Source organism: Hyphomonas sp. GM-8P, from assembly GCF_003263315.1.
Taxonomy (GTDB): domain Bacteria; phylum Pseudomonadota; class Alphaproteobacteria; order Caulobacterales; family Hyphomonadaceae; genus Hyphomonas.
This window is the reverse complement of sequence record NZ_AWFE01000116.1, coordinates 133,823-146,337: the sequence shown is the minus strand read 5'-3', so window position 1 is coordinate 146,337 and position 12,515 is coordinate 133,823. Positions and strand designations below refer to the sequence as shown.

Here is a 12,515-nt window from a genome sequence, read left to right as displayed (position 1 = left end):
CCGGGGTTGCCGGACGGCTTTGCGGCTCGATCCGGCGCATGCCCGGCGGGCGGGTGTCACGCGTTGGCGCAGCACGCACATCCGGGGCTTTTGGTGTCAGGCTGCGCGGCGTTCCCCGACGCTCAGGCGCGCTGATGCGCGGCTGTTCGATCCGGGCGCGGTTCGGTGCAGGCGTTGCGCGAACGCCTGTTCCGCTGCGCCCCGCCGGGCCACCCGACAGGCTCCGCTCAATCCGGCGTTCTTCCACGCGCTCACCCGGCCGGCGGACCGGTTGGGACGTCACTGCACGCGGGGGAGGCGCGGCCGATTGTGCAGCGGCGGCTTCAGATTGCATGTTCCGGATTCCCGGTGGCAGGCGGCCTGCCTTTGGCGGCGTACGGGCGGCGGAATCATAGGTGCCGGCGCTCACACCCGCCTGCGGCGCATCGCGTCTTGCGCGGTCCCTATCCCTATCGCCTCTGTCTCTGCGGTCACCACCTGTCCAGTCGCCCCGGCGTCCATCCCGGCCGTCCCGTTCATGGCGGTCCCAACGGTCATGACCGGTGCTGCCGACCGGGCGGATGGAGGAGATATTATCGTTCAGGCGCAGGCCGTTCAGCTTGTCGACCGAGGCATCGACGATCTGGCAGCGGCCCTGGAAATTGGCGTGCTCGCACACTTCCCATTTGCCGGACCGGATCTGGATCGACGACACATTGTCATTGAACCGGTACCGGCTGAGATCGCGGATGCCGCGATTGATGCCCAACGAAGCGCCGCGGTCATAGGAGTCGGTATACAGCGTGACCGCCGCATCGCGCGCGCCATAGTGCCCGCGCAGCGGCGGACGTTCCCGCCGGTAATGGGTCGAGGAATAATAAGGCTGGGAGTAGCCATACCAGCCAAACCCGTACGGGTCGTAGCCAAGGCGCGGATCGTAATAGCCATAGCGCCGGTAATCGGGCGAATAACCATAATGGTAGACCTGGATCGAGGTCGAGGCGCCGTAGCCATAGCTGTAGGTGTCATAGCCATACTGCTCGTCATCGACATAGCGGATGTAGCCATTCTCATCGCGCACGAACATCAGGCCATGCTCGGCATCTGTATATTCATATACAGGACGCACCGATGAAATCTCTGCGTCCATGCCATACCAGGCAAGATCCGGAACGTCATAGCGCAGGAAGACGCAGCGGCCGGTAAAGTCGCTGTGCTGGCAGACTTCCCACTGTCCAGACAGCACCGCGATGGAGCGGGCCCGGTCGTTGAACTGCAGGTTCGGCAAGGCGTAGATCGGGTCGTATATTTCGCGGGCTTCACCGGAATAATTGGCACCGCTGTAGAGGATCAGCGTTGGCGGTCCCTCTTCCATCGCGGGGTCATAGTCATAGGTTTCTGTCTGGGCCTGTGCCCCCGCAGCCATTGCGATTGGCGCGGCGAGCACTGCCAGGAGGCGGAGGAACCTTGTCATCATCGGCCATACTTTCACTCAGTCTGGCAGAAAGTATGGCAAATCCTGTCTGAACAACCCGCAACAAACTGTGTCAGGCCCCGGGCGGGGGTTCTTCCTCTTCCGGCTCAGCCATCCATTCGTCCAGCGTCGCCACCACGACGCGGCGCGCGGCGAGGTCCACAACCGGCACATCCGCGAGGGTAAAAGGCACGAACACGCTGCCGCCGCCAGTGAGGTCTATCTCCAGCAGATCCCCTGCCCCGAAATCCTGAACGGCGCGCACGCGGCCGGCCCGATCGCTGCCGCCCGCATAGACATCGAGACCAACGAGATCCTCGATATAGAATTCGTCCTCGTCCGCTTCCGGCAGGCTGGCGCGGGGCACGTACAGCAGGGTGCCGCGCATGGCGTCCCACGCTTCCTTCTGCTTCTGCTCTTTCGGGCGGACGATGAAATGCTCCTTTCCCGGACGGGCAGATTTCGGCGTCAGGATCACTTTGCCGGACTCATCCAGCAGGGGGCCGAAATCGAACACGGCGTCAGGATCGGCGGTGAAGCTTCTCACCCGTACATCGCCGCGAACGCCATGGGCGCCTTTCAGGACGCCCACCACGATCAGCCTGTTGTCTGCTGTCTTGCTCATGCCGCCTGTGTAGCGGCGCGCGCGGCAAGGGCAAGCGGCAGCTACCGTCGCCTTAGCGCCACCCGCTGTACCGGCGGACGGACGAGATATTGTCGTTCATCCGGATCGGGCCGAGGTCGCCGGCACCGGCCGTCAGGATCGCACAGCGGCCGCGATAGTTCGCGTGTTCGCACACCTGCCAGGTGCCGCCGCTGACATAGAAGGAGCTGGCCTTGTCGTTGAACCGGTACTGGCTGAGATCGGCGACATCCCGGCTGATCTCCATCGCGTAGCCGCGCTGATTGGAATCCGGGAACAGGACAACACCCTGTCTGCCACCCCAATCGCCCCGACGGCCATCGCGCCGGCCATCCCCGCCGTCGTCCCAACGGTCATGACGTCCACCCCGGTCATACCCGGCCGGGCGGATTGAGGAGATAGTGTCGTTCAGGCGGTAGGCATTCAGATGCCTTTTGCTGGCATCGATGATTTCACACCGGCCACGGAAGTTCGCGTCCACGCAGACTTCCCACACGCCGCGATTGATCGCGATGGATGAGGCCCGGTCGTTGAAGCCGATACGGCCAAGACTGGGCACCGCGCCGTCAATCCGGACGGCTTCTCCACGGAAACCGGCATTGGAATACAGGACGGCCCCGCCCTGGCGGCCCTGATAGTCCCCGCCGCGCCAGGTATCCCGGTCACCGCGATGATCGGCACTCGCAGGCAAGGCCAGGGCAGCAAGACCCGCCGCAAAGGCGAGCGCGGAAACAAGCGTCTTCTTCATAACAGGCTCCTTTTCGGACAGACCGCTTTTAGGTGAAGCGATCTGAACCCGATCAGGATTCCCCGTTATCCTGTGTTCAGCTTTTCGGTCGGTTTTCGGGCCGCATACGGAAAAGGCCGGCACCCTTCCCGGATGCCGGCCCTTCCATGGCCCGTCAGAGGGCGCCTGCCTGTTGGCGGGCAGCTTATTCGGAAGCGGCTTCTTCTGCCGGGGCTTCCTCAGCCGGTGCTTCTTCGGCCGGAGCGGCAGCAGCTTCAGCAGCGGCTTCTGCCGCAGCAGCGGCTTTCTCTTCACGTTCCTTGATGCGTTCCTGGGCTTTCTTGCCCGGCTCGCCCTTGTTCGGGTTGTTGCCGTGCGTCCAGGTCACGACCGGCTTGCCGTCGACTTCGAGCTGCGACAGGAACCGGGCGACGCGTTCGGTCGGCTGGGCACCCTTGCGGACCCATTCAGCAGCTTTCTCGGCGTCGATCTGTACGCGGTTTTCCGAGTCTTTCGGAAGGCGCGGATCATAGGTGCCGATCTTCTCGATGAAGCGGCCGTCACGCGGGGCGCGAGCGTCGGCAACAACGACGGAGTAGAAAGGGCGTTTCTTGGACCCGCCGCGAGCGAGCCGGATTTTGAGGGCCATGGGGTTATCTCCTGTGTACTGGCGTCTCTGGAATGTTCTAGTCGGCCTCTAGGCCGCGGATGTGCTCATGATGGCGGATCACTTCCGCCACGATGAAATTGAGGAATTTCTCGGCAAAGGCCGGATCGAGACCGGAGTCCTGCGCCATGGCGCGGAGCCGTTCGATCTGTTCTGCTTCGCGGGTCTTGTCCGCAGGCGGAAGATTATGCTGAGCTTTCAGCTTGCCAACCTGTTGGGTCAACTTGAAACGCTCGGCCAGCGTGTGGACGAGGATCGCATCGAGATTGTCGATGCTGTCGCGGAACTGGCTCAGCTGGAACTTGGCCAGTGTCGTGTCGATGTCGGTCATTTCTTTTTACCCCCCAACAGGTCGCCCATGCCCGGCGGAAGCGATCCGCCGCCAAGGCCCGGCAGCTGCTGGCCGCCCATCTTTGCAAGATCAGCCTGCGAGATGCCGGCCTGCTGCGCCATGCTCAACATGTTCTTCATGCCGCCCTTGGTGCGCATCTTCTTCATCATGCCCGCCATCTGCTGGTGCATCTTTAGCAGCTTGTTCACGTCCTGCACCGTGGTGCCGGAGCCGGCGGCGATGCGCTTGCGGCGCGAGGCGTTGAGCAGCGCAGGCTTTTCACGCTCGGCTTTCGTCATGGAGGAAATGATCGCCTCCTGACGTTTCAGGACATTGTCATCGAGGTTTGCCGCTTCCATGGCCTGCTTGGCCTTGCGGGCGCCGGGCAGCATGCCCATCAGGCCGCCAAGACCGCCCATCTGCTGCATCTGCCGCAGCTGATCAGCCAGATCGTTGAGGTCGAAGATGCCCTTGCGCATCTTCTCCGCCATCCGCTCGGCCTTTGCGGCGTCCATCTGCTCGGCAGCTTTTTCGACCAGCGAGACGATATCCCCCTGCCCGAGGATGCGGCCCGCGACGCGTTTCGCATCGAAGGCGTCGAGCCCGTCGAGCTTTTCGCCGACACCGAGGAACTTGATCGGCAGGCCGGTGACCGCACGCATGGAGAGCGCGGCCCCGCCGCGGCCATCACCATCCATCCGGGTCAGGACAAGGCCGGTCAGCGGCAAGCGCTCATGGAAACGCCGCGCGGTTTCGACCGCATCCTGGCCGGTCAGGGCATCTGCGACGAGCAACGTTTCCTGCGGCTGGGCGATCTCTGCGATCTCGGCCGCCTCGGTCATCATCTGTTCGTCGATACTGGTCCGGCCGGCGGTATCTAGGAAGAGAACGTCATAGCCGCCGATCTTCGCGGCATTCATGGCGCGCCGGGCGATGTCCGCCGGCAGCTGGCCCTGCACGATCGGCAGGGAGCTGACATTCTCGCCACACTGGCCTGCCAGAATTGCCAGCTGTTCCATGGCCGCCGGGCGGCGCACATCGAGCGAAGCGAGCAGGACTTTCTTGCGGCCCTTCTCCGACAGGCGCTTGGCCAGCTTGCCGGTCGTGGTGGTTTTACCGGAGCCCTGAAGGCCCGCCATCATGACGACGGCCGGCGGGCTGTCGACGCGCAGGCTGGTATCGGCGTCTTCGCCGCCCAACATGTCGACCAGACCGTCATAGACGATCTTGATAACCTGCTGGCCCGGCTTCACGGAGCGGATGACTTCCTCGCCTACGGCGCGGGTCTTCACCTTGGCGATGAAGTCCTTGACCACGGGCAGCGCGACGTCTGCTTCCAGCAGCGCAACACGGATTTCGCGCAGCGCTTCGGACACATCCTTCTCGGACAGCGCGCCGCGCCCCGTCAGGTTGTCGAAAATGCCGCCGAGCCGTTCGCTGAGGGCGTCAAACATCGCGTTACTCCTTATGCCGTCTGTCAGAACTGTCCTGACATGGGCACTCCATGGGTTCAACGCAAAGACCAAGAGCCCCGCTGAGCGACACTTCGCCGGGCGGGGGGCCTCGCTGTCCTCACGGGAACGGTCAAGGCGCGCTTCTGGATTTGCGCAGATTTGGCGCGGCTAAAGCACGCGAATGCCAGCGGCGTCAAGCTTTTAAGCCTGTTGCAACTCCCGCACCCGGTCCTGCAGCAGGGCGATTGCCGCTTTCGCCTCATCCCCGACCAGCGACAGGACGGCCATATCGGCCCATGTTCCGTTGGCCATGCGGAAATAGCTGCGCAGCGTGCCTTCGCGCTTGGCCCCGAACCGTTCGATGGAACGGATGGAGCGCTCATTGCTTTCCGGCGTCAGGATCTCGATCCGCCGCATACGCGAGGCATACGCACGCTGGATGGTGGCAAGTTGAACCGCCGGGACGATTGCGGTGCCGCGCATCTCGTCGACGATCCAGAGAGAAGCAATCCGCAACCGCCGGTGCGTGCGGGATATATCTGCATAGGCGACCACACCGGCAAAGGCGCCGTCCGACTTCCGCCAGATCGTGAACGGGATGTAGTCACCGGACTTTTTCAGCTCCAGCGTATGATCGAAATAGGAATGGAAATTGGTGCCGGTCGCGATCACCGGCATCCATTGCCACATGGCTTCGACCGCAGACGTGTTCATCAGAACGTCCCGGTCTGCTTCCGTCAGCACTTTCAGGCTGACCAGCTCGTTCTCAAAGCCCGGATCGTCCAGTTTCATGCCCTGACAGTCTCACGCTTGGGCATTTTGGCAAGGCTCCGGAATAGAAAAACCCGGCACTTCATCCAAATGTGATTTAAGCCGACCTGGAATCCGGACTCAGTTCGTGTCGGCCAGCTTCTGGCTGAGATAGGTGAATTCCAGAGCCGTCCGCTTGGCGCGCTCGGTCTGGTTGGCCGCCGCGGCATGTCCGCCATCGATGTTCTCGTAATAGAGGAATGGCAGGCCTGCCGCCTCGAACTTCTTCGCCATCTTGCGCGCATGGCCGGGGTGCACCCGGTCATCCTTCGTGGACGTCACAAAGAATGGCTCGGGATAGGGCTTTGACGCGTCGAAATTCTGGTAGGGCGAGATCGTCTCGAGGAAGGCCCGCTCTTCCGGCACTTCCGGAGACCCGTATTCATCGACCCAGGACGCCCCTGCCAGCAGGAGATGGTAGCGCAGCATGTCGAGCAGCGGGACCTGCACCACAACGGCATTCCAGAGATCCGGCCGCTGGTTCAGCATCACGCCCATCAGCAGGCCGCCATTGGAGCCGCCCATGATGCCGAGATGATCCGCGCTGGTCACGCCGGAGGCAATGAGATCCTCGCCCACGGCGATGAAGTCGTCATAGATGCGCTGGCGGTTCTGCTTCAGGCCGGCCTGGTGCCAGGCCGGGCCGAACTCGCCGCCGCCACGGATGTTCGCCAATACATAGGCCCCGCCCTGCTCCAGCCAGAGCCTGCCCGTCACGGGGCTGTAGGCCGGGTTCATCGACACCTGGAAACCGCCATAGGCATAGAGCAGCGTCGGCGTGGTCCCGTCCATCGGGATGTCTTTCCGCGCGACGAGGAAATACGGCACCTTCGTTCCATCCTTGGAAGTCGCGAAATGCTGCTCCACCTTCAGGCCTGCCGCATCGAACTTGGCCGGCACACTTTTCAGCAGGGCCGCCGCATCGCTCGCGGTATCGTATTCGAGCAGCGAGTCCGGGGTCAGGAAGTCTTCATAGTTCAGGAAGACGGTCTTTTCGTGCGGATTGGCAAAGGCGATGCTGGCCTGGCCTTCGCCCGGCAGCGCTACGCTCCAGGTCCGCCAGCCATCGCTGCCGGGTTCAGCCCGCATCACCTTGCCGACAGCCGTGTCGCTGACAGACAGCAGCATGGCGTCCCTGGCGATGGCAACACCTTCCAGCGCCTGCGCTTCGGAAGGCCGGTAAACGAGGGAGACTGCCGGCAGCGCCCGGGTCTCCATGAACGCGGCCACATCAAAGGCAACAAGATCGCCGGACCTGAACGCATCTGACTGGCGTTCCGGTGCCCAGTCTTCCTGCAGGGAGACGAGGAACTGGCCCCGGTAAATGCCTTCCGGAGACGATTTCATTGGAATCGGCCACCGGACCGCCGTGGTCTCCCCTTCCGGGAACCACCAATAGCTCGACGTGAAGAAGGTTTCCGCCTCCACAGCGCCCTGAAGCACCCTGCCGTCATCCAGTTCCAGCGTCATCGGCCAGACGCCGACATCCGTCACTTTGCCGCGGAAGACTTCCTCAGCGCTTTCCAGGGATGTGCCGCGCGCCCAGCGTTTGACGACGAAGGGGTAGCCCGACTCCGTCACCGTGCCTTCGCCCCAGTCGGTTGAGATCAGCACCGTATCCGGCCCGGCCCAGGCGAGGCCCTGTTTGGCTTCCGGTGTGACGAAGCCATCTTTCACGAAAGTCCTGGTCGCCAGATCGAATTCGCGCTGGATCACGGCATCCTTGCCGCCATCCGACAACGAGACCATGCACTTATAGGTCCCTGTGCCTTTCGGCTCGAAACAGTTCGCGCCCTTGTAGACCCAGTTCTTGCCTTCCGATTCCGCCAGCTGGTCGAAATCGACCACGGTTTCCCAATCCGGTTCATCGGTGCGGTAAGACGCGATGGATGCCCGGCGCCAAAGGCCGCGCACATTGGTGTCGTCTTGCCAGAAATTGTAGACATAGCCGGAGCGCACCACGCCATAGGCAATGCGCTCCTTGGAATTCAGTGCATCCAGCGCCGCCGCCTCAAAATCGGAATAACGGGGGTCCGCCTGAAGCTCGGCCAGCGTCCGCGCATTCTGCGCGCGAACCCAGGCGAGCGCGTCGTCCCCTTCAACTTCTTCGAGCCAGGGGTACGGATCCTCGCCCGGGAGAGACCCAGCAGGTTTCAGGGATTCTGTATCGGCCAATTTGCTCTCCGGAAATTGTGTCACTGCACATGTGGCGATCGCCAGTGCGACCAGACAAATGGAAATGCTGCGATTGAGCAACCCGCGGGATCCGCCAACTATTCGGCCCAGCGGCCAAGGCGTTCGAATTTCACCGATTCAACGATCAGCGCCCGGGACTTGTCCGGCACGACCGGGCGGATGCCGAGATAATCGACCCCCTGCTCGCCCTCAATGACCGGCACATCATATTCAAAGCTGTAATCCTGGAACTCGCGTTGCAGGTCGAACACCTGCCAGCCCGAATCACCGACCCGGCCGGCGGAATAATTTGCCTCCATCTGAAGGGCGCCCCGCGTATCCGCCGGGCGGGCCCGCACGGTGCACCGGACCGTAAAGCCGGAGAACTGCACTTCCATGTCCGCCGCCAGCCGGAAGTGGGGCCCAAGTTCGGGCGCTCTCTCGAGCGTATCCGCGTCCACCTCGATATAAAGTTGTTTGCGTCCTTTCGGCCCGTCAATCAGCCGGGTGGTGGCATCCCCGCCGGCGACGACCTTGTTCAGATAGGCCCCGGAAACGGTGATTTCGTTGTAGTTCTGGCCATCCCCGGTCACTGCGCCGGACGGCAGGCGGCCGACGCCCGGCATGATGGCGATGCCCACCATTCCGGCCGCAACAAGCAGGGCGAGAGGAAAGAATATCCTGTCCTTCATCGGGGCCTTTCTCACTCTGGTGCGTTCGTAACGCTGCAACCGCCGGTCGCCGCTGGTCAACTGGGCCTGCTCCTGTTAGCAGGTGCTCGTCGGTTCTGGCGAGCGGCATTCGCCGACGCATCTGCTACGGGGTTTGCGCCATATGTCAAAGTCAGCCTTGAAGCGCCGGGCGCGGGAAGCCCGTCACTGGCTGATGGACGCCTGTTTTCCCCTCTGGTCTGAACGCGGTGTCGGCGAGCACGGCCTGTTCCGCGAATCGCTGACGCTCGACCACCAGGCCGGAGACCAGAAAACGACCCGCGTCCGTGTTCAGGGGCGTCAGACTTATGTCTTCACCGAAGCCCTGCGGATGGGCTGGAAACCGGACACCGCCGCCGACCATATCGGTATGGGCCTGTCTACACTGGCAGGCCCGGCCCTGCGCAGCGACGGGCTCCCCGGATGCGTTCTGAATGCGGATGGTTCGGGTCTGGCCGACGATAGGGTCGACCTCTACGACATCGCCTTTGTCCTTTATGCTCTGGCTGAATCCGCCATCGCCCTCGACGGGGCGGAAGAGGCTCTGGCGGGCGCGGCGGCCATTCTCAAAACGGTCGATGCAAAACTGCGCGCCCCTGATGGCGGGTATTTCGAGCACATTCCCGGCATAGACCAGAATCGTCATCAGAATCCCCACATGCATTTCCTGGAAGCCTGCCTCGCCCTGCACCGGGCGAATCCGGAAGGCGGTCACCTGACCCGCGCGGGCGAGATCATCAGCCTGTTCGACCGGTTCCTGACCGCCGGACCGGGAGACCTGCTGGGCGAGCATTTCGCCCCGGGCTGGACCCAGCCGACCGGACGCGATGCAGAGATTGTCGAGCCCGGCCATCAGTTCGAATGGGTCTGGCTGCTGCATGCTTTCGCGAAGGCCAGCGGTACGCCGATCCCTCCCCGGGCGGAGACCCTTTACGTCTTTGCATGCTCTACGCTGGACGAAGAAGGCAGGGCCCTGCTGGAGGTGACCCGCGAAGGCGCGGTCGCCGACGGGTCGCGCCGTACCTGGCCACAGACCGAAGCCCTGAAGGCCCATCTCGCCATGTTCGAAGCGACTGGCGAGGAAAGCTTTGCCGCTGCTGCCTGCCGCAGTTTCGATGTGCTGATGGACGAACACCTGACCCCGGAAGGCGGCTGGATCGACAGGTACGACGCCACCGGCAAACCTGTCGCCCACATGATGCCAGCCTCGACAGGCTATCATGTCGTGCTGGCCATGGTGGAGCTGATGCGGATCATGGACGCTTGAATCGGCAGCGTTTTGCGCCGAAAAGGCCGCCAGACAGACATTCAGGACTATAAAAGGACCACTGATCGCGATGCCGAAGCTAGCTCTCGTCCGCCACGGACAATCCGCCTGGAACCTCGAAAACCGTTTCACCGGCTGGTGGGATGCCGACCTGACCGAAAAAGGCGAAGGCGAAGCCAAGAAGGCCGGCCAGTTGCTGAAAGGCGTCGACGCTGATTTCCGCGCCGCCTTCACCAGCTACCAGACCCGCGCCATCCGCACGCTTTGGCTGGCGCTGACGGAGATGGGACGCGCCTGGGTGCCGGTGGAAAAAGCCTGGCAGCTGAATGAGCGCCACTATGGCGGCCTGACCGGCCTCGACAAGTCGGAGACCGCCGCAAAGCATGGCGACGAACAGGTTCATGTCTGGCGCCGTTCATATGACGTGCCGCCGCCGCCGCTGGAAAAGGGCTCCACCTGGGACCTTTCCACCGATCCGCGCTACAAGGGCATCGACATTCCGGATACGGAAAGCCTGAAACTGACGCTGGACCGCGTGCTTCCTTATTGGGACGCTGAAATTGCCCCTGTGCTGAAGTCCGGCAAGGACGTCGTCATCGCTGCACACGGCAACTCCCTGCGCGCGCTCGTGAAGCACCTGTTCAACGTGCCCGACGACAAGATCACGTCCGTCGAGATCCCGACGGGCAATCCGCTGCTGATCGATCTGGACGATAGTCTGAAGCCGGTCGCCGTGCGCTATCTCGATGCAGACCGCGCCCAGGCGCTGCCGGACCTGCCGTGAGCAAACGGCGCGACCAGCGCATGATGGGGCGGGCGCTTGCGCTCGCCCGTCTCAATCAGGGCCTGACCGGCGTGAACCCGTCCGTCGGCTGCGTAATCCTCGATTCCCATGGTCACATTGTCGGGGACGGCGTGACCGGACGGGGCGGCCGGCCCCATGCGGAAGAGATTGCGCTGGAAGAGGCCGGAGAAGCCGCGCGCGGCGGTACCGCCTATGTCACGCTGGAACCCTGCCGCGAACGCTCGGCAGGCGGCAAGTCCTGCTCTGTGAAACTCGAAGAGGCGGGCGTAGCCCGTGTGGTCTGTTCTGTGCTGGACCCGCACCCGGTCGCCAATGGGGGCATCCTGCGCCTGCGCCGGGCAGGCATTCAGGTGGATGTCGGCCCCGGCCGCCACGCAGCCGAAGGCCTCTACCGCGCTTTTTTTGCGAGTGTCGGTTAGCCCGGGAACGGCCCTGCAAAATCGATGATCTTCTGATAGAAGGCCTTCGAGTCCCGCTGGAAAGCCGCCTTGTTGAACTGCGCTTCGTAGGAGGCGCGTCCGCCAGCGACGATCTTCGCGGCGAACTCCTCGTCCGTGATCACTTTGCTGAGCGCATTCGCCAGCGCACCGACATCGTTCTTGGGAATCAGAACGCCGTTCTCGCCGTCCTTCACATAGGCCGCAGGTCCGACGGCATCGGCGGCGACCAGCGGGCGTGACGCCGCCCAGGCATCCACCGTGACGGTTCCGAACGGTTCGTAGCGCGACGGAAAGGCCACCACGTCGCAAGCCGCGAGCAGCGCACCGCGATCGTTCCGCCAGCCGAGGAAGCGGACGCGATCGTCAAGGTTCAGCCGCTTGCAATGCGCGCGCAGTTCTGCCTCCAGCGGGCCCTCCCCCGCGATCCAGACATAGAGGCCCGGCACTTTGGCGGTGGCGTCGAGCAACGTGTCGAGGCCTTTCTTCTCGTGCAGGCGGGCAAGCGCCAGGGCGACCGGCGCATCTTCGGGCGTGTCGAGGCTTGCCCGGTCAACCGGGTCGGCACCCTCAAAGTCTGCATAGGTGTGGATGATGCCGGACCGGTCCTCGCTGACCCCCTGTTCGCGGATATGCCGCAACAGGTCGATCGTCAGACCGACATGCCATTCGCAATTCACGAAGCGGGCAAGCTTGTAATAGCCGCCATACCAGCCGATCGAACGGTTGCGGTATTCCTTCGGTGCAAACTGCCCCGCGCGGCCCATCCAGTATTCGATAACATCCGGTTTGAATGTCTTGATCGCCTCACCCAGCACACGGCGCGTGGGAAACGGCCAAGCATTGTTGAACGGCGCCACATCGACGCCGATTCCGGCCTCACGGAATTTTTGTACGCGGAACTGATTGTCCGGCCGCGTCACGACGTGTTGGGTAAGACCGGCTTCGGCCAGAGCCAGAACCGATTCCAGCATGATATTTTCCGCGCCCCCCTCCGGGGCACCGGCCATCACGTGCATCACGCGCATCGGCCTCT

Annotated in this window: 13 protein-coding genes; 3 read left to right on the top strand and 10 right to left on the bottom strand. The window is 63.1% G+C overall.

What is annotated here, in order from left to right; translation table 11 throughout:
* The 9 genes from HY26_RS17070 to HY26_RS17030 all read right to left on the bottom strand — a co-directional run.
* Nucleotides 1-1,456, bottom strand: a 1,456-nt coding sequence (locus tag HY26_RS17070) for a beta/gamma crystallin-related protein (protein WP_146740267.1), incomplete at its 3' end; no start/stop codon positions are given.
* A 70-nt stretch (nucleotides 1,457-1,526) separates the two neighbouring features.
* Nucleotides 1,527-2,078 (bottom strand): ribosome maturation factor RimM, encoded by a 552-nt coding sequence (gene rimM, locus HY26_RS17065; protein WP_112074194.1) that lies wholly within the window; start codon nucleotides 2,076-2,078, stop codon nucleotides 1,527-1,529.
* A 52-nt stretch (nucleotides 2,079-2,130) separates the two neighbouring features.
* Nucleotides 2,131-2,844, bottom strand: coding sequence for a beta/gamma crystallin-related protein (locus tag HY26_RS17060; RefSeq protein ID WP_112074193.1), 714 nt, complete (start codon nucleotides 2,842-2,844; stop codon nucleotides 2,131-2,133).
* Between the two features lie 184 nt (nucleotides 2,845-3,028).
* Nucleotides 3,029-3,472 carry a 30S ribosomal protein S16 gene (rpsP, locus tag HY26_RS19460; RefSeq protein WP_034766995.1) on the bottom strand — a complete coding sequence of 148 codons (444 nt, stop codon included), beginning with the start codon at nucleotides 3,470-3,472 and terminating at the stop codon, nucleotides 3,029-3,031.
* Between the two features lie 37 nt (nucleotides 3,473-3,509).
* Nucleotides 3,510-3,821 (bottom strand): chorismate mutase, encoded by a 312-nt coding sequence (locus HY26_RS17050; RefSeq protein WP_034766994.1) that lies wholly within the window; start codon nucleotides 3,819-3,821, stop codon nucleotides 3,510-3,512.
* Complete coding sequence (gene ffh / locus HY26_RS17045) at nucleotides 3,818-5,275, bottom strand: signal recognition particle protein (RefSeq protein ID WP_112074192.1); 1,458 nt, start codon at nucleotides 5,273-5,275, stop codon at nucleotides 3,818-3,820. The genes HY26_RS17050 and ffh overlap by 4 nt, the downstream gene beginning before the upstream one ends.
* 201 nt (nucleotides 5,276-5,476) lie before the next feature.
* A complete protein-coding gene (locus HY26_RS17040; protein ID WP_051600054.1) occupies nucleotides 5,477-6,067 on the bottom strand; it encodes a GNAT family N-acetyltransferase in 591 nt (196 codons plus the stop codon).
* Nucleotides 6,068-6,166: 99 nt separating this feature from the next.
* The gene (locus HY26_RS17035; protein WP_233351672.1) at nucleotides 6,167-8,260 is read right to left on the bottom strand and encodes a prolyl oligopeptidase family protein; all 2,094 of its coding nucleotides are present in this window, start codon (nucleotides 8,258-8,260) and stop codon (nucleotides 6,167-6,169) included.
* 98 nt (nucleotides 8,261-8,358) lie between these two features.
* Nucleotides 8,359-8,952, bottom strand: coding sequence for a hypothetical protein (locus HY26_RS17030; RefSeq protein WP_034766991.1), 594 nt, complete (start codon nucleotides 8,950-8,952; stop codon nucleotides 8,359-8,361).
* A 142-nt stretch (nucleotides 8,953-9,094) separates the two neighbouring features.
* Between HY26_RS17030 and HY26_RS17025 the strand changes: the two genes are divergently transcribed.
* From HY26_RS17025 to HY26_RS17015, 3 genes are all read left to right on the top strand, one after another.
* A complete protein-coding gene (locus HY26_RS17025; RefSeq protein ID WP_112074191.1) occupies nucleotides 9,095-10,237 on the top strand; it encodes an AGE family epimerase/isomerase in 1,143 nt (380 codons plus the stop codon).
* Between the two features lie 70 nt (nucleotides 10,238-10,307).
* A complete protein-coding gene (gene gpmA / locus HY26_RS17020; protein WP_112074190.1) occupies nucleotides 10,308-11,021 on the top strand; it encodes a 2,3-diphosphoglycerate-dependent phosphoglycerate mutase in 714 nt (237 codons plus the stop codon).
* Nucleotides 11,018-11,461 (top strand): bifunctional diaminohydroxyphosphoribosylaminopyrimidine deaminase/5-amino-6-(5-phosphoribosylamino)uracil reductase RibD, encoded by a 444-nt coding sequence (locus HY26_RS17015; RefSeq protein WP_233348785.1) that lies wholly within the window; start codon nucleotides 11,018-11,020, stop codon nucleotides 11,459-11,461. The genes gpmA and HY26_RS17015 overlap by 4 nt, the downstream gene beginning before the upstream one ends.
* Here the strand turns inward: HY26_RS17015 and HY26_RS17010 are convergent.
* Complete coding sequence (locus HY26_RS17010; RefSeq protein WP_112074189.1) at nucleotides 11,458-12,507, bottom strand: glycosyltransferase; 1,050 nt, start codon at nucleotides 12,505-12,507, stop codon at nucleotides 11,458-11,460. The genes HY26_RS17015 and HY26_RS17010 overlap by 4 nt on opposite strands.
* Nucleotides 12,508-12,515 lie beyond the last annotated feature (8 nt).

Excerpts from the sequence above, each read along its gene's own strand:
- rimM (WP_112074194.1), bottom strand. The coding sequence starts at position 2,078 with ATGAGCAAGACAGCAGACAACAGGCTGATCGTGGTGGGCGTCCTGAAA.
- HY26_RS17060 (WP_112074193.1), bottom strand. The coding sequence starts at position 2,844 with ATGAAGAAGACGCTTGTTTCCGCGCTCGCCTTTGCGGCGGGTCTTGCT.
- rpsP (WP_034766995.1), bottom strand. The coding sequence starts at position 3,472 with ATGGCCCTCAAAATCCGGCTCGCTCGCGGCGGGTCCAAGAAACGCCCT.
- HY26_RS17050 (WP_034766994.1), bottom strand. The coding sequence starts at position 3,821 with ATGACCGACATCGACACGACACTGGCCAAGTTCCAGCTGAGCCAGTTC.
- ffh (WP_112074192.1), bottom strand. The coding sequence starts at position 5,275 with ATGTTTGACGCCCTCAGCGAACGGCTCGGCGGCATTTTCGACAACCTG.
- HY26_RS17040 (WP_051600054.1), bottom strand. The coding sequence starts at position 6,067 with ATGAAACTGGACGATCCGGGCTTTGAGAACGAGCTGGTCAGCCTGAAA.
- HY26_RS17030 (WP_034766991.1), bottom strand. The coding sequence starts at position 8,952 with ATGAAGGACAGGATATTCTTTCCTCTCGCCCTGCTTGTTGCGGCCGGA.
- HY26_RS17025 (WP_112074191.1), top strand. The coding sequence starts at position 9,095 with ATGTCAAAGTCAGCCTTGAAGCGCCGGGCGCGGGAAGCCCGTCACTGG.
- gpmA (WP_112074190.1), top strand. The coding sequence starts at position 10,308 with ATGCCGAAGCTAGCTCTCGTCCGCCACGGACAATCCGCCTGGAACCTC.
- HY26_RS17010 (WP_112074189.1), bottom strand. The coding sequence starts at position 12,507 with ATGCGCGTGATGCACGTGATGGCCGGTGCCCCGGAGGGGGGCGCGGAA.